The organism is Bacillus sp. OTU530 (assembly GCF_038440375.1).
This window is the reverse complement of the sequence record NZ_JASATP010000009.1, coordinates 61,044-78,795: the sequence shown is the minus strand read 5'-3', so window position 1 is coordinate 78,795 and position 17,752 is coordinate 61,044. Positions and strand designations below refer to the sequence as shown.

Below are 17,752 nucleotides of genomic sequence, written 5' to 3'. Positions count from 1 at the left end.
TTGTACCTTCATTAATATAAAACGTATGAAAAGGAGAAAAAATGATGACAGAACTGTATAAAGAAAAGTATCGCCCCCAATTTCATTTTTCACCAGAAGAAAAGTGGATGAATGACCCAAACGGAATGGTATTTTTTAACGATGAGTACCACCTTTTTTATCAATACCACCCATTCGGCACAACTTGGGGGCCAATGCACTGGGGGCATGCGGTTAGTAAAGACTTAATTCATTGGGAACAACTGCCGATTGCATTGTATCCAGATGAGCATGGAGCCATTTTTTCAGGAAGTGCGGTAGTGGATTGGAACAATACATCTGGCTTTTTTGATAATCAGCCTGGGTTAGTTGCCATTTATACAAGTGCTGGTACGTATCCAGACTCGGATCGTCCGCGTCAAAGACAAAGTCTTGCATACAGTAAAGACAATGGGAGAACTTGGGTTACGTATGAAGGGAATCCTGTGCTTTCTGATGTGAATATTACTGATTATCGTGATCCAAAAGTGTTTTGGCATGATGAAACGAATAAATGGGTGATGGTATTAGCTACTGGACAATCAATAACCATTTATACATCCCCTAACCTAAGGGACTGGGAATATGGAAGTGAGTTTAAAAATAAAGCTGGATCACATGGCGGTGTTTGGGAGTGTCCAGACCTCTTTAAATTGTCAGTAGATGGTGATGAAAACAATCAAAAATGGGTGATGTTTCTAAGTCTTGGTGATGATCCAAAAACTAAAGAAGGATCAAGAACAAAATATTTTATCGGTGATTTTGATGGAACTACCTTTGTAAATGACAATCCTGATGAAACAATCCTTTGGTTGGATTATGGCAGGGATAATTATGCAGGTGTAAGCTGGTCTGACATACCATCACTAGATGGAAGAAGAATTTATCTTGGCTGGATGAGCAACTGGCGTTATGCGAATCAAGTTCCAACTCAAGAATGGCGAAGCGCGATGACGTTACCAAGAGAACTATCTTTAACCTCTAGTGAAGATGGAATTCGTCTGGTTCAGAAGCCTGTATCAGAAATAGCTTCCATTCGAAAAGCTACAGAAGCTTATCAAAATCTTACAATTGAATCCAACAATCCTTCTTCTTTTAACATGTTCAGTCAGTTAATGGAAGTGAATGTTGAATTCGAAAAACTAAATGCAAGCTCCTTTGGTATTGTGATTCAAGGTTCTGAAACGGAAAAGACGATTATTAGTTATGACGTGGTAAAGGAGACATTATCAGTTGACCGAACCAATTCTGGAGAAAATAGCTTTTCAGAGTCATTTCCGGCAATACAAGAAGCTTCATTGAAGATGGAAAATGGCAGGATCAGCCTTCAAATCTTTATTGATACTTCATCCATAGAGGTGTTTGCGAATGATGGCAAGGTAGCTGTTACGAGCTTATTGTTCCCAAATCATCCATATGAAACAATCACTTTGTTTTCAAACGAAGGAAATACAGATGTGCCTTTATGCACATTAACTGAACTTGATTCAATATGGAGTAAGTAATTCATTCTTTTAAAAAATAGGCAGAGCTCTAATCGAAATAATCTGGTTAGAGCTTTGTTTTTGTGAAAATGTTCTAAATTAATATCTGAGAATCCTCTTGATATAGAGGAGCATGTTTAAAGTGAATAATCTAAAAGGACGGTTGAGAGTTATGAGCACAAATTCAGCAGTAGTTTGTATTGGAGAATTGTTAATCGATTTTTTCTGTACAGATGTGGATATTGATTTAGTCGAAGGTCAAAATTTTGAGAAACAAGCAGGGGGCGCGCCTGCTAACGTTTGTGCAGCGATTGTGAAATTAGGGGGTAGTGCTCTATTCAGTGGTAAGGTTGGCAATGATCCATTTGGGCATTTTTTAAAGAAAACCCTAGATGAATTGAATATTGATACCTCTATGCTTGTGCTAGATGATGAGCATCCAACTACGTTAGCTTTTGTTTCGTTAAAGGCAAGTGGAGAGAGGGATTTTGTTTTTAATCGTGGCGCAGATGCCTTCTTAACTGAAAACGATCTGAATAAAGAAAAAATCATGAATCATCACATTATTCATTTTGGTTCAGCAACTGCTCTATTAACTAATCCATTTCAATCCACCTATTTAAAGCTGATGCATATAGCAAAGGAACAAGGTAAGTTTATATCGTTTGATCCTAACTTTCGAAGTGATCTTTGGAAAGGAAGAGAGGATAGCTTTGTTTATTTAGCTAAAAAGGGAGTGGCTCTAGCTGATTTTGTAAAAGTGAGTGATGATGAATTAAAAATTATAACAGGGTTGAATGATTTAGAAGAAGGAATTCAGGCTCTTCATAAAACGGGAGCAAAGGCAGTTGCTGTAACGTTAGGAAAAAAAGGGACATTTATCTCAAATGGGCAAAACTTTGAAACAGTTCCTAGTATTGAAGTGGAGGCAATCGATTCTACTGGTGCTGGAGACGCCTTCGTAGGGGCTACCCTTTACCAGTTGGCGAAAGAAACAGAGCCAAAAAGAATTTTAGAAGACTTTGAACATCTAAAACAAATCATCTACTTTAGTAACAAAGTAGGGGCAATGGTTTGCACGAAGATAGGCGCAATTTCTGCGATACCAAACATCGAGGAAGTTTTATTAGAGGGAATTAAAAATTGAAAGGGGAAAATTTCCGTGAAATTAGGTTTTATTGGTTGTGGTGTTATTTCGATTGCACATGTTGAAGGCTTGGAGGAGTTAAAGAGAAAAGGATTAGAAACATTTGAATTGTCAGCTGTTTGTGATATTCAGCAGGAAAGAGCTGAAAATTTTGCTTTAGAGGTGGAAAAACGATTAGGTAAGCGCCCTGCTGTATATACGGATTATCGTATGATGTTGGAGAAAGAACAATTAGATGCCGTGTCCGTTTTGATTAACCATGACCTGCATCATACAGTAGCAGAAGATTGCTTTGCTGCAGGCGTTCATGTGCAAATGCAAAAGCCATTAGCTATTTCCCCTTCTTTTGGTCGAAAAATGATCGCTGATGCAAAGAAGTACCATCGAGTGTTAACTTTATCCGAACCAAGTGTATTAGGGGCGGAAAATGTTGCGATAGCAAGAGCCGTAAAAGAAGGTGTGATAGGATCTGTATCTTTAATTATGGATTATGCAACTGTCACATTGAATCGAGGATTTTTTGCTGGTACGCCGTGGCGGCATATGAAAGGTCAAGCTGGAGCAGGATGGATTAATGATCATGGTGTTCATCGAACTCATTTCTTTACTGAAATCAATGGTTCAATTGATGAGGTGTTCGCCTATACAGAAGTTTTTGAAAAAGAGTTAAGTAATGGGAAGGTGACAATTAACCCTACTGCAGAAGACACAGCAGTGACAGTATTCAAATTTAAAAATGGTGGACTTGGACATTGGATGTGTGCAACATCAACTCATGGTGAAGGAACCGGAGGAGTGTGGGTTTATGGAAGTAGAGGATGCCTCCGCCCAGGACAACATGTAGCTCTTGAAGACGGGAGCAAGATTCTGATGTCAGAATTGATTGAACGTTATGCCCCGGACATTGTTGAACATCCATTTGCTCATTCCTATGTGGAATTATGGGAAGCAATTACTGAAAATAAGACACCTATTTCGAGTGCTGAGAAAGGTCTAGAAGCATTAAGTGTTGTATTTGCTGCGCTTGAATCGGCAACGATCCGTCAGCCGGTTAAAGTTCAAGACATACTAAATGGTAAAAAACATACCTATGAAGATACAGTTTTTGAAGAGATGAAATTACCAGTATAGTATTCCGTCTGAATAGACAATGAAAGGAAAGAGCTATACTCAAGGAATCTAAGTGGGTGATGAACGTGAACTACAGACGTGGTGTTAATCACCACGTCTTATGTGTCGGAAATCTCCTAATAGTGGAAGAGTTATACTTATGTGATTGATACACCAAGGAAGGAGGAATGGAAGAATGCAAAGCTTGCGATGGATATGGGGATATATTAAGAAATTTCAAGCTAGATATTTCATGGGACTTTTACTCGTCTTGGTCGTTTCTGGCTTAAATATGCTTAATCCTTATTTTGCAGGGAAGATCGTGGATAGGGTCATCTACGGTCATAATGAAGATTTGTTATGGCCTTTGCTAGGGGCAATGGTTGGCGTAACGTTTTGTAAAGCTGCCATCCGTTACGGTTATCAACTGATGTTCGAAAGTGCCTCACAAAGTGTGATATTCAAAATCAGGGAGCGGCTGTATAATCGCCTCCAACGATTAGATTTCAGCTTTTATGATAGGACAAAAACAGGAGATATTATGGCCCGAATGACGGGTGATATAGAGGCAGTGCGACATTTTACTGCGTGGAGCATTTATATAATATTTGAAAATATTACCACATTATTGTTCGCTATTGGATTTATGTTTTATATTCATGTTCCCTTGGCACTTACACTGTTGACTGTTACTCCTATCATTGGATTGTTTGCTTATAGGCTATCGTATGACGTTAAACCTACATTTTCGGCAATTCGAGAACAGTTTTCAAAATTAAACTCGGTTGTACAGGAAAACATAAGTGGAAACCGGGTTGTAAAAGCTTTTGCCAGAGAAGATTATGAAATTGAAAAGTTTTCTATAGAAAATGATGCTTTTAAGGAGAAAAATCTCGAGTCCGCAAAAGTTTGGGAAAAGTATTTACCGATTCTTGACTCACTTGCCGGATTGCTTACAGTTTTAATGATTTTCGCAGGCGGGATTATGGTGATTCGAGGTTCTCTTACGATTGGGGAACTAGTTATGTTTAATTCACTTATTTGGGCCTTGAATAATCCAATGCGTATGGCTGGTTGGCTAATCAATGATGTGCAAAGATTTATTGCCTCCGCAGAGAAAATTGAAGACTTGATGAACACAGAACCCCAAATAGTAAATCCCGCTAATTCTAAAAAGATAAACACTTCTCTTGGTGTAGTGGAATTTAATCATGTTAGCTTTGGCTATGGTGAAGAGCAGGTATTAACCGATATCAGTTTTAAAGCAATGCCCGGGCAAACAGTAGCACTGATTGGACCGACTGGTGCTGGAAAATCGACAGTAATCAACCTTCTTTGCCGATTTTATGACACTGACAGGGGAGAAGTTCTTGTTGGTGAACATAACGTTAAGGATTGGAATATCCGAGAATTGCGAGAAAATATGGCGATGGTTATGCAGGATATCTTTCTTTTTTCAGATACGATTGAAGGCAATATTGCCTATGGAGTTCCTGATGCCTCCTTTGAATCGGTTCAAACAGCGGCAAAAATGGCCGAAGCTCATGAATTCATTACCCGTTTGCCGGATGGATATGACACGATTATCGGTGAAAGAGGAGTGGGTCTTTCAGGCGGGCAAAAACAGCGGATTGCTCTTGCGCGGGCACTGTTAAAGGATCCGGCCATTCTGATCCTCGATGATACAACTTCCAGTGTTGATATGGAAACGGAGCTTCGTATCCAAAAAACTCTGAGGACCTTTAATCAGGGCAAAACCTGCTTTATTATTGCACATCGCATTTCTTCTGTTAAAGAGGCAGATTTGATTTTGGTAATGGAAAACGGCAGAATCATCGAAAGAGGAAAGCATACAGAATTGCTTATGAAAAAGGGCTACTACTATAACGTATATAAAAACCAATATGGAAATTTTGATGGAATGCATCGTGAGGAGGAAGTGATCGTAAATGGCACGCAACAAATTTGATGTTGACGAGGAGCTGGAGTCTCCCTTTAGACTCGTTCATTTTAAAAGATTGCTAGGTTATTTGACCCCTCACAAAAAACAGATGATTCTCACTGTTTTCTTGATGCTCATGGCGAGTGGGGCAAACCTAATTGGTCCGTATTTGATTAAGCTTGCTATTGATGAAAAAATTCCAGGTAATGATATATTGGGTCTTGCTATGCTGGCAGGCATTTATTTAATAGCTATCATTGTTACCGGGCTGTGTATGAAGTATAGGGTTAGAATAATGTCACAAGTCGGGCAGGGAGTAATCCAGCATATTCGAGAAGATTTATTTACCCAATTGCAGAAACTTTCTTTTTCGTATTATGACAGTCGGCCCCATGGTAAGATTCTAGTCAGGGTGGTAAATTATGTGAACTCCTTGAGTGATTTACTTTCCAATGGAATCATTAACCTGATTACTGATCTCTTTAGTCTTACTGTTATTGTTGGTTTTATGATTGTCATTGATGTAAAACTGACGCTTATGGCAATGGCAGGATTTCCAATTCTTGCAATCATTATATTTGCCATCAAAAATGCTCAGCGGAGAGCTTGGCAGGATTTAAGCAACAAGCAATCAAATATGAATGCATATATTCATGAAAGTATCAATGGGATTAAGATTACTCAAGCGTTTATCAGGGAAGAAGAAAATAAGAAAATTTTCAATGAAGTATCTGACAGCTACCGAAGCTCATGGATGAAGGCTGTTAGAATCCAGTTCCTGCTATCGCCGTCGATTGAGAATATCTCAGTTCTTACCGTATCCTTCATCTATATCATTGGGATATCCTCCATTGGGAAGGGGGTTACTGTAGGGTCTTTGATTGCCTTTGTTGGGTATATGTGGATGTTTTGGATGCCATTAGCTAATATAGGGAATTTTTATAATGCTATCATCAATGCGATGGCCTACTTGGAACGAATCTTTGAAACGATTGATGAAAAACCAGCTATGATAAATGATCCTCATGCTGTTATACTTCCAACGATCAAAGGAAAGGTAGAGTTTGAGGATGTTGTTTTTGGTTATGAACGAGAAGAAAAGATTCTCGACCATACCCATTTTAAGGTGAATCCGGGAGATACAATTGCGCTTGTTGGAGCGACAGGATCTGGGAAAACCACCATTGTTAGTTTAATTAGCCGATTTTACGATGTGAAAAGCGGACAAATAAAAATTGATGGGATTGACATCAAGACTGTCAACATCCCATCTCTTAGAAAGCAAATGGGTATTATGCTTCAAGATCCATTTATTTTTTCAGGGACTATCATGGATAACATCCGCTATGGTCGACTTGATGCAACCGATGAAGAAGTAATCAAAGCAGCTAAAGCAGTGCAGGCCCATACATTTATCAGCCGTATGAAGGATGGGTATCAAACTGAAGTGAACGAGAGAGGCACAAGGCTTTCTTCCGGGCAAAGACAGCTCATCTCATTTGCCAGAGTACTATTAGCTAATCCTAGAGTTTTGATTCTAGACGAAGCAACATCAAGCATTGATACAGAAACGGAGCTTGCTTTGCAGAAGGGGTTGGAGACTTTACTTTCAGGCAGAACATCCTTTATTATTGCGCACCGGCTCTCTACTATCCAGAAGGCTACCAAAATCTTATTTATTGAGAAGGGCAGAATTCTAGAAGAGGGAACACACGAGGAGTTAACGAAAAAGAAGGGTCATTACTGGAAGCTGTGTAATTCTCAAAGCTACTCTTTAGAGATAGGATCATAGAAGTGTAAATGAAAAACAAAAAAAGATTACGATATGTATGAAATATGGAATGTGTTCAAGAAAAATTGAGTCGTTCTCGACGAAGACAACCTTGTAAATATACTAAAGTAAGTAAAGGAGATTCGTAAACATGGTACAACAACAATTCGTAGTAATAGCAGATTCAGGAATTCATGCTCGTCCAGTAACAAAATTGGTACAAGCAGCCAGCAAATTCCACGCTGGTATTAACTTAGAGTACAAAGGTAGAACAGTTAACTTAAAATCAATTATGGGTGTTATGTCTTTAGGAATCCCCAAAAATGCTAGTATTAAAATTACCGCCGAAGGCTCCGATGCAGCAGATGCAATCTCCGCTTTACAAGACATAATGCAAAAAGAAGGTCTAGTGGAATAATAACAAAGGAAATGTTGGGCAGTGTCTTTCCTGTCCAAATAAAGAAACAGCTCTTTAAAGCTAGCTCTTAGTGGGGCTCTAGTAGTCCTGGAAAATTCCTTTTGAGCAAGGAGTGATGCTGTTTAAGGTTTTGGCGAGAAATAATCTTAAGTGGGTGTCAGGGATAGCCCTTTGGTAGCTGAAGTAAACGAGTTAGGAGTAAATTCATTCATAACGTCATTACAAATGAATTTAAAGATATACTAGTGCCAAAAATTTAGGAACGTTTCCAGAAATATATGGAGGTATGTTATGTGTAAAACAAAGATTGTATGTACAATTGGTCCAGCAAGTGAAAGTGTTGAGAAGTTAGTGCAGTTAATTGAGGCTGGAATGGACGTAGCTCGTCTGAATTTTTCACATGGAAGCCATGAAGAGCATGCAGTACGCATTCAAAATATTCGTGAAGCCGCAAAGCAAGCAAATAAGACAGTAGCAATCTTACTGGATACAAAAGGTCCGGAAATTCGTACACATGACTTCGAAAGTGGACAAGCTGAACTGAAAGCAGGCGCAGAAGTTGTGATTTCTACAGAGCAGGTACTCGGAACAGCAGAGAGATTCTCAGTTTCTTATGAAGGACTTTACGATGATGTAGAAGCTGGGTCCCGCATCCTAATCGATGACGGTTTAATTGAATTAGAAGTACTTGAAAAAGCAAACGGCGAAATTCGCACGAAAGTGTTAAATAGCGGTATGGTAAAAAATAAAAAGGGGGTAAATGTACCAAATGTAAGCATTAAACTTCCTGGTATCACAGAAAAGGATGTCCAAGATATCATTTTTGGTATTGCGCAAGGCGTTGACTTCATTGCTGCTTCTTTCGTGCGTAAGGCATCAGATATCTTAGAGATACGTGAATTATTGAAAGAGGAGAATGCACAGCATATTCAAATCATTTCAAAGATTGAAAATCAAGAAGGTATTGATAATATAGATTCTATCCTGGAAGTATCGGATGGCTTAATGGTAGCGCGCGGCGATATGGGTGTAGAAATCCCGCCAGAAGAAGTGCCTCTTGTGCAAAAAAGCTTAATTCAGAAGTGCAATGTATTAGGAAAACCGGTAATTACAGCAACGCAAATGCTGGATTCTATGCAGCGCAATCCGCGTCCGACCCGTGCAGAAGCAAGTGATGTGGCAAATGCCATTTTTGATGGCACCGATGCTATTATGCTTTCAGGTGAAACTGCTGCAGGGCTTTACCCGGTTGAATCCGTAAACATGATGGCGACCATTGCGTCTCGTGTAGAGTGTTCGTTACAACACCAAGACGTGTTCCGCAAGCGCCTAAAAGAAGCAAAACCTACAGTCACAGATGCAATCAGTGAATCTGTAGCACATACAGCGATTACATTAGATGTAGCAGCGATTGTAACACCAACAGAGAGCGGCTATACGGCAAAAATGGTTGCGAAATATCGTCCGAAATCCCCGATTGTAGCAGTTACATTCGATGAACGAGTATGCCGTAAGCTAGCTCTTGTATGGGGGGTACAAACTTATCTTGCGAAGAAACAGGTAACTTCTACAGATGAACTACTAGAAACAGCAATCGAGACAGGAATAGATGCAGGAATTATAGACATTGGTGATACGGTTGTAATCACAGCAGGCGTACCAGTTGGTGAAGTAGGAGCTACAAACTTGATGAAGGTTCACGTTATCAGCGAGTAACTCATCGAATAAACTGAGGAGGAAATACTCATATGCAGGGACATGTTTGTCCTTAACGTTGTAAAATCGTAAAATCTTGATGATATCCCCTCTAGGAGGGAGATAAATGACGAAAAGGATAAATAATAGCTATAGGGTCCTTTTTCAGGAGGATTTCTATGTCAATGTGTCCTGCCTGTGAGCAAAATTTTTCTATTAAGGTTCAGCAAATAACAATAACCCGTCTCTCATTTTCAGAGACGGGTTATTGTTATTTTATCGAATGCGTTGCTCGCTGTTAGCGTCAAAGAAATGAACTTTGTTCATGTTAAAGCCTAGTGTTACTGTTTGACCAGGTTTGAAATCCGTACGTGCATCAACGCGCGCTACGAAATCTTGACCGCCGATTTGGGAGTAGAGCATAGACTCTGCGCCTAGCAACTCGGATACCTCAATTTTTGCGTTTACAACGGAGCCTTGTGCTGCGTTAATGAATACAGGCTCATCATGAATGTCCTCTGGACGAATTCCCATAATTACTTCTTGTCCTACATAGCCTTGTTCACGAAGCATTTTCATTTTACCTTCTGGAACAGATAAGACAACATTGTCTAACTTGAAGCCTTTGTCTGTTAATGCACCACGGAAGAAGTTCATCGCAGGAGAACCGATAAACCCGCCTACGAATACATTTTCTGGCTTTTCGTACACTTCTTTTGGTGTTCCGACCTGTTGAATGAGTCCGTCCTTCATAACTACAAGACGAGTTGCCATTGTCATCGCTTCTGTTTGGTCATGCGTTACGTAAATTGTTGTTGTACCTAAGCGTTGGTGAAGCTTAGAAATTTCTGCACGCATGGATACACGAAGCTTTGCATCAAGGTTAGATAAAGGCTCGTCCATTAAGAATACTTTTGCGTCACGAACGATCGCGCGTCCTAATGCAACACGCTGACGTTGACCGCCGGAAAGAGCTTTTGGTTTACGATCTAAGTATTGCTCAAGTCCAAGGATACGAGCTGCTTCTTTTACTCGTTTATCAATCTCCGCTTTATCAAATTTGCGAAGTTTCAGACCGAATGCCATATTATCATATACGCTCATGTGAGGATATAACGCGTAGTTTTGGAATACCATCGCGATGTCACGGTCTTTTGGCGCTACATCGTTCACACGTCTGCCATCAATAGAGAAATCGCCTTTAGAGATTTCTTCTAAACCTGCGATCATGCGAAGTGTTGTGGACTTACCGCAGCCAGATGGGCCTACGAATACGATGAATTCTTTATCTGCAATATGAAGATTGAAATCTGTTACTGCTGTTACATTATTATCGTAAATTTTATAAATATGATCCAATTTTAATTCAGCCATTTTGATTGCCCCCTGCATAAACTGAAATCGTTTTCCTTATTACTAAGTGTATCCCAAGTGGTCCAAGCTGGAAATAGGAAAATTGAATGAAAAAACCGCTTTCATTTGTGCAACGTTTACAAACTTAAGAGGAGGAATCTTGCAGAAGTAAGGTCATATATACGGTTCTAGTGCAAATATGATTTTTTAAAAGTATATCTTCTTACAAGTTTTTTTGAACCATTTTCAACTTATACCTAAATGTGGGATTTTTGGACGGAGGTAGTAACCAAACGTTTTATTATTAGTTATTAATCAATACATTTTATGAATAATCGTGAGTGATATATATAAGGTTCTTCATGGTTTAGAGTTCTCCAGTTCCGCGTTTTCCGAAGGGTATGAAAAGCGTTGTGTTGGAGAGCTCTATTTTACATTTGTTACCGCCTTTCAATGTTTAAAAGAAACTAAAAATATTGAATATCAATAACCAAAGATTTGAAACGTTATATCTTAAGTAATTTGTTATAGTGGGGAACAGATAGATAGCTGGCAGTTACTGAATCCTGTAGATGAGGGCTGTTAGAATTCAATTTTTATTAGGGATTAGTGAAAGTCTCCCAGTTCTTACCGTATCCTTTTAGCCTTTGGTCATATTATCCAAGATCTCTTCTATTGGGAAAAGGGTTATTATCGGGGCTGTGATTGTTTCTTTTGGATACGTATAGGTTTTATGGATACCAATAGCTAATATAGGTGATCTTTATAGTACTTATTATTATCAATGTGATGGGATATTTGGAATAGATTTTTGAAACTATTAATGGAAAATCAGCTACGACAAGTCATCTCCTAGGTTTTCTTAATACGCGATAGTTTAATGAAATCCTTTCTATATCTCATTTGTCTATAGCACCATGAGGAGAGGGTGAATAATGAAAAAGAGATGGATCATCCTTTTGCTTTGTGTTTTTTTTCTTGCTTCCTTAGTAGGATATGCAGTTAAGCTCCTTAAAGAAGATGATAAGCCTAAAGTGGTCGTTGTTTTAAATGAATTAAACACACAGTATTGGAACGTTATTAAAGCAGGGGCAGAAAAGGGGTTTCGGGATTTTGGTATAGATGGTCAAGTGATCGCAACTCGTGACGGATTTGTTGAAGAACAGAACAGGATATTAGAAACTGTTCTTAAAGAAAAACCAGATGTATTAATTGTCTCTCCAATTCTTTCATCTAATCTTCCTATCTTAAAGGAGTTTGACAAACATCATATTCCCGTATTGTTAGTAGATACAGATGCTCCTTTGAAAAATAAAACGGCTTATATTGGTACCGATAACTTTGAGTTGGGCAAAAAAGCAGGGGAATTACTAGCATCAGGGTTACAACCTGGAGATGAAGTGGCCTTTATCTTTTCTGATGGGGATTTAATCCATCCAGTTTTCAGTGAACGGATCAAAGGAGCTAAACTTAGTTTAGAAGATGCAGGAATTAAAATTGATAAATTTAATTTAGATGATGTAGGAAGTAGAATTGCAACAGAAACAGAAACAGTAACGTTACCCAATGAACTTTTATCTGTTAAAAAAGTAATGACAACGATTTTACGAAAGCATCCTGATGTTAAAGGTGTATTTGCCTTAAATGACATAAGGGCACTAAGTGCTCTAGAGGTTATTAAGGAACATGGGTATAACATGCCGGTCATGGGAGCAGATGGAACTAGTGACATGGTTGAGTTAATCAAAGATGGAACTTTAACTAGTACAATAGCACAGAATCCTTATGATATGGGGTATATAAGCGTGGAAACTGCATTGAGAGTGATAAAAGGAGAAAAAGTTGCAAAAAATATTGATACTGGTATAGATATTATCACCAAGGATAATGCGAAACTGAAGCTAGACTTCCTGAAACAATTGTTGAGGTGAAGTCTAGCTATTGGTATTTCTTTTTGACAGGTTAGAAGGTATATAACTTAGACAACAAAAATACTTGAATAACATGGTAGAGCAAGATCATAGTTTTATAAAAATCGAATCCGTTCTATGCTAGGATTCAAAACGTTTCGAATAGCTGATCCCTATACGGAGTGGAAGTGATGTATATGCTGAAAAAGGGACAACTTCAGCGGGGGATGAAGTCTATCCAAAGCGAGATTAAATTCATACATAAATGATTTGGAGTAGTATCTTAATTCACAGATGAAAAGGATATTGAGTTTCTATGTTTCTAAAAAATCATGTTTGCACCAGAACTGTTTAGAGCTCTCTAGCATTGCGTTTTCTGAAATTCATGGAAAGCGTTGTGTTGGAGAGCTCTATTTTATAGTTGTTACCGATTCTTAGTGTTAAAAAAACCAAAAATATTAAACATTAAGAACCAAAGATATTGAAATCTTATATCTAATTGGTTTGTTATAGTAAAAAATGTCGATAGTACAAATATATGGAAATAGGGAAGCTAGTAGCTTCTACTTATCTTGTGTAAAAGCGATATTTATGAAAAGTAATCTTCACAAGCGAATGTAAGCGATTTCCTTGGGGGCTTTAGCTAATGAGAAGGAACAAGTATATTTGAGGCAATAGCTCTAGGAAAATCATTTATTGAATTTATATCTTTTCTAGTACAAGCTGTCTGGGGGTTGTCTTTGAAGGAATTTCGGGAAATGAACTAACGGATGTATTAGTTTTATTCCTTAAGCCGGGTGAGAAAAGACTATCTGCTGGGAAGGTAGATGAAGGTTAATTTGAGCATTTTTGAAAACGTTTTATAGGATATAAATGTTAATCAAGGACCAATCAGGGGTGTTATGTCTTTAGGAGCCTAATGCTATTATCAAAACTACTGTTAAAGGATCTGATATAGCAAATGCAATCTCTGCTTTAAAAGACACAATACAATATGAATATTTTAGGAGGTGATGGCTTTTTTAATTTAAAACTTCATTTAATAAGGGGAAAAACTTAACAAACAGGGGGGACTTATGAAAGCTTATCTCAAATCTTCACTTATTTTGATTGTCATGTTATTTATGGCTGCTTTAACCGCTTGTAATGCAATTGATACAGGAGGAAAAGAAGCCTCAAACAGTCCAAAAGCTTCTGAAAAGAGTAAAGGCGGGGAAAAATTAAAAATAGGTTTAACAGTAGGTACGTTAAGTAATCCATTCTTTGTTTCTATGTCAAAAGGTGCTAAAGAGGCTGCAAAGGAACTTGGTGGCGAGGCGATTGTTGTAAGCGCTGACTATGATTTATCGAAGCAAATGGCACAGGTAGAAGATTTTATTACAAAAAAGGTAGATATGATTCTTTTAAACGCAGTAGACTCTAAAGGAATTGCAGCAGCTGTACAACAAGCGAAGGCAGCAGGCATTCCAGTTATCGCAGTTGATGTTGGTGCAGACGGCGGAGTAAGCGCAACTGTAGCTTCTGATAATTACTTAGCAGGGAAGCTTGCTGGTGAATATCTTTTGAAACGCTTACAAAACAAAGGGAATATCGCAATTATTGATGGTCCTCCAGTAACTGCTGTAATAGACCGTATTAAAGGATTCGAAGATGCAATTAAAGGAACAGATGTGAAGGTTGTAGCGAAGCAGAATGGTGAAGGTAACAGAGAAAAAGCGTTAACAGTAATGGAAAATATTTTACAAGCGAATTCATCAGGAAAAATTGATGCAGTATTTGCGATCAATGACCCTGAAGCACTCGGAGTGAAAATTGCTGCTGAGCAAGCGAAACGCGATAAAGAGTTTTTTATCGTTGGAGTTGATGGTGCTCCAGAAGCAGTAGATGCTCTTAAAGAGAACAAAAGCTTTGTTGCTACATCCGCACAACATCCTGACGAAATTGTAAAAAAAGCTGTTGATATCGGTATGAAAATTATTAAAGGTGACAAAGTAGAATCTCAGGTTAAGGTACCAGTAGAACTAGTAACACAAGAGACAGTTAGCAGCTATAAAGGCTGGTAAGATTAGGGAACTTAGCGATTACCGAGCATTCGCACTGCAATAATATATAGAAGGAGGGATATTATGAAACAGGCTGAAATGACAGCTCGTCCTCTGACAAAAGGGAATTCTATTCTTAAAATGTCGGGTATAAGCAAAGCATTCCCTGGAGTGAAGGCGCTTGATAACGTGCAGCTGGAGCTGTATAAAGGGGAAGTGCATGCGCTGATGGGGGAAAACGGCGCAGGAAAATCTACCTTGATGAAAATTTTATGTGGCGTGTATCAGCCAGATTCCGGAATGATAGAGTATAAGAATAGAAATGTGACGTGGAAAGATACTTTAGAAGCGAAATTGAATGGAATTAGTGTGGTCCATCAGGAATTGAAGTTATCTCCTAACTTATCCATTGCTGAAAACATTTTTATGGGAACCGTTTTACCAAAAAATAAATTTGGTATGGTGAAATGGACAGAAGTATATGAGAAAGCGGCAGTTGTTCTGGAATCTATCGGTTCAACGTTAGATTCCAGAACGCTCGTGTCATCCTTGAGCATAGCGGAGCAGCAGATGGTTGAAATTGCGCGTGCACTTTCGTTTCAAGCAGAAGTATTAATCATGGACGAGCCAACAGCAACTCTTACAGATAAAGAAATTGATAAGTTATTTGTTATTATTGATCAGTTAAAAGCCAAAGGTGTAGCGATTGTATATATTTCGCACAGAATGGATGAGATTTTCAAAATTTCCGACCGCTGTACTGTATTTCGGGATGGCCAGTGGGTCAGCAGTCTGCCTATTGAAGAGACAAATCCGGATCATTTAGTGAAATTAATGGTAGGACGTGAACCGAAGGATATATTCCAACGACAACTGAATGGCAGTGTAGAGGTAGCAGAGAAGGTTCCTGTTTTGGAAGTTAAGGGGCTATCTGATAATAAAGTGATAGACAAGATTAACCTGCAGGTATATCCAGGGGAAGTAGTAGGACTTGCCGGGTTAGTCGGGGCGGGAAGAACCGAGCTTGTTCGAACCATCTTTGGATCTGTTGCCAATAAATCAGGGGACATTTTGATTAATGGGCAACAGGTAGACATTGCTTCTCACCGGGATGCAATTGAAAATGGTATTGCCCTTGTACCAGAAAGCAGAAAGGAACAAGGATTGTTTCTCGATTTGTCTGTCAAAGAGAATATAGCAATGACAATGATGCAAAAGTATAGCCATTCAGGGATTTTAAATTGGAGAGAAATTCAGCAAGAGGCAGCAGATTATATTCAGAAGCTACGTATTAAAGTTTCATCTCCTGAACAAAAGGTAATTAATTTAAGCGGCGGCAATCAACAAAAGGTTGTTTTGGCAAAATGGCTTCTCATTCAGCCAAAAGTGCTGCTTCTGGATGAACCGACTCGCGGTGTTGACATAGGGGCCAAAGCTGAGATTTATAAAATTATTGATGAGTTGGCGAAGTCGGGAATGGCTATTCTTATGATTTCTTCCGAGCTTCCAGAAATATTGAGTGTAAGCGATCGGGTTCTAGTTATGCATGAAGGAAAAATCAGAGCGAACTTGCCAAGAGCTGAAGCAACTCAGGAAAAAATTATGTATTATGCGACAGGAGAGATAGCATGAAAACAGACGTACCGGTTTTACAGACTAGTCGTGCAAAGGGAAAATGGAATGTTAAAGAGCTATGGAATCAGTATAGCACGATCGTAATTCTTGTGTTAATGAGTGTCGTTCTTTCAGTTCTTACCCCTAATTTTCTAGAAGTAAATAATCTTCTTAATGTCTTAAAGCAAATTTCGATTATCGCTATTTTAGCAGCTGGAATGACATTTGTCATTTTGACTGGCGGTATCGACTTATCCGTCGGCTCTACAGTCGCATTGTCCGGTGTTATATCTGTTATGCTTTCGCAGCAGGGAGTCAATGCTATTATCGCTATGGCAGCCGGCGTGGCAGTTGGTGTAGCGGCTGGATTTGTAAATGGCTATCTAACAGCTAAAGTAAAGCTGCCGGCATTTATTGTAACATTAGGGAGCTTTACATACATCAGGGGGCTTGCTTATGTAATCAGTGCAGGATATCCAATTGTATTGACAGATCCATTATTTAAGTTTTTTGGCGCGGGGGGCATTGTAGGTATTCCTACACCAATTTTCATTATGGCCTTTATTTATGTCATTACTTTCTTCGTTTTAAAATATACGATGTTTGGACGTCACGTCTATGCGATCGGCGGAAATGAAGAAGCTGCCAGTCTTACTGGGATTAAAGTAGGAGCTACGCTCATTAAAGTGTATGTAATCAGTGGTCTTTTATCGGGACTTGCAGGTGTAGTACTTGCGGGCAGACTGTATTCCGGACAGCCAACAGCCGGTGTTGGTTTTGAACTGGATGCGATTGCCGCTGTTATTCTCGGCGGAACAAGCTTTACTGGAGGCGTCGGAAAGATTCAAGGAACGATTATCGGGGCATTGATTATGGGAGTGCTTAGTAACGGCCTTACTTTGTTGGACGTTAGCTATTATTGGCAGCTTGTCATAAAAGGAGCAGTCATCATTCTTGCCGTTCTTTTAGACCGACTTCGATCTAAATAATCGTAGACTATAAAATGCAAAATGTGGAAAGTCGACTGCTATATAATACAACCAAAAACAACAGCACTTTGCTTTTGGAATAGAATGTAGCAAGCGTTTTTTGAGAGAAACATTCTAACACATGCTTATGCTTACGCTAAAAATCTGTACTGCTTAACACTGCTTGATGTCGGCTACTACTGGCAGCTCGTTGTGAAAGGTGGAGTCATCATTGCCGCTGTATTACTTGATTGTTTGCAAAACCAATCTGAACAAGCAT

At 38.9% G+C, this 17,752-nt stretch carries 11 protein-coding genes and 2 pseudogenes; 12 read left to right on the top strand and 1 reads right to left on the bottom strand.

The window, feature by feature from the left end:
- Window positions 1-41: 41 nt before the first annotated feature.
- The 7 genes and pseudogenes from AAHB12_RS09240 to pyk all read left to right on the top strand — a co-directional run.
- Window positions 42-1,523, top strand: coding sequence for a glycoside hydrolase family 32 protein (locus AAHB12_RS09240; protein WP_342045089.1), 1,482 nt, complete (start codon window positions 42-44; stop codon window positions 1,521-1,523).
- Window positions 1,524-1,674: 151 nt separating this feature from the next.
- Window positions 1,675-2,649 carry a carbohydrate kinase family protein gene (locus AAHB12_RS09235; protein ID WP_342045142.1) on the top strand — a complete coding sequence of 325 codons (975 nt, stop codon included), beginning with the start codon at window positions 1,675-1,677 and terminating at the stop codon, window positions 2,647-2,649.
- 15 nt (window positions 2,650-2,664) lie between these two features.
- Window positions 2,665-3,780, top strand: coding sequence for a Gfo/Idh/MocA family protein (locus AAHB12_RS09230; protein WP_342045088.1), 1,116 nt, complete (start codon window positions 2,665-2,667; stop codon window positions 3,778-3,780).
- A gap of 175 nt (window positions 3,781-3,955) precedes the next feature.
- Window positions 3,956-5,728: an ABC transporter ATP-binding protein gene (locus AAHB12_RS09225; protein WP_342045087.1), complete on the top strand. Its 1,773-nt coding sequence runs from the start codon at window positions 3,956-3,958 to the stop codon at window positions 5,726-5,728.
- The gene (locus tag AAHB12_RS09220; RefSeq protein WP_342045086.1) at window positions 5,709-7,493 is read left to right on the top strand and encodes an ABC transporter ATP-binding protein; all 1,785 of its coding nucleotides are present in this window, start codon (window positions 5,709-5,711) and stop codon (window positions 7,491-7,493) included. The genes AAHB12_RS09225 and AAHB12_RS09220 overlap by 20 nt, the downstream gene beginning before the upstream one ends.
- 130 nt (window positions 7,494-7,623) lie before the next feature.
- Window positions 7,624-7,890, top strand: a complete 267-nt coding sequence (locus AAHB12_RS09215) for a phosphocarrier protein HPr (RefSeq protein ID WP_342045085.1) — start codon at window positions 7,624-7,626, stop codon at window positions 7,888-7,890.
- Between the two features lie 291 nt (window positions 7,891-8,181).
- Window positions 8,182-9,603, top strand: a pseudogene (gene pyk / locus AAHB12_RS09210) (pyruvate kinase); the annotation flags it as partial.
- Window positions 9,604-9,861: 258 nt separating this feature from the next.
- On the opposite strand, the gene AAHB12_RS09205 reads toward pyk, so the two are convergent.
- On the bottom strand, window positions 9,862-10,959 hold the full coding sequence (locus AAHB12_RS09205) for an ABC transporter ATP-binding protein (RefSeq protein ID WP_342045084.1): 1,098 nt from the start codon (window positions 10,957-10,959) through the stop codon (window positions 9,862-9,864).
- A 914-nt stretch (window positions 10,960-11,873) separates the two neighbouring features.
- Between AAHB12_RS09205 and AAHB12_RS09200 the strand changes: the two genes are divergently transcribed.
- The 5 genes and pseudogenes from AAHB12_RS09200 to AAHB12_RS09180 all read left to right on the top strand — a co-directional run bounded on the left by AAHB12_RS09200 (window position 11,874) and on the right by AAHB12_RS09180 (window position 17,493).
- Entirely contained in the window at window positions 11,874-12,869 is a 996-nt protein-coding gene (locus AAHB12_RS09200; protein ID WP_342045083.1) for a sugar ABC transporter substrate-binding protein, read from the top strand.
- Between the two features lie 46 nt (window positions 12,870-12,915).
- Window positions 12,916-13,117 (top strand): annotated as a pseudogene (locus AAHB12_RS09195) (DDE-type integrase/transposase/recombinase); the annotation flags it as partial.
- Window positions 13,118-13,924: 807 nt separating this feature from the next.
- Window positions 13,925-14,911, top strand: coding sequence for an ABC transporter substrate-binding protein (locus tag AAHB12_RS09190; RefSeq protein WP_342045082.1), 987 nt, complete (start codon window positions 13,925-13,927; stop codon window positions 14,909-14,911).
- 63 nt (window positions 14,912-14,974) lie between these two features.
- The gene (locus tag AAHB12_RS09185; RefSeq protein WP_342045081.1) at window positions 14,975-16,522 is read left to right on the top strand and encodes a sugar ABC transporter ATP-binding protein; all 1,548 of its coding nucleotides are present in this window, start codon (window positions 14,975-14,977) and stop codon (window positions 16,520-16,522) included.
- On the top strand, window positions 16,519-17,493 hold the full coding sequence (locus AAHB12_RS09180) for an ABC transporter permease (protein ID WP_342045080.1): 975 nt from the start codon (window positions 16,519-16,521) through the stop codon (window positions 17,491-17,493). The genes AAHB12_RS09185 and AAHB12_RS09180 overlap by 4 nt, the downstream gene beginning before the upstream one ends.
- The last annotated feature ends 259 nt before the right edge of the window (window positions 17,494-17,752 follow it).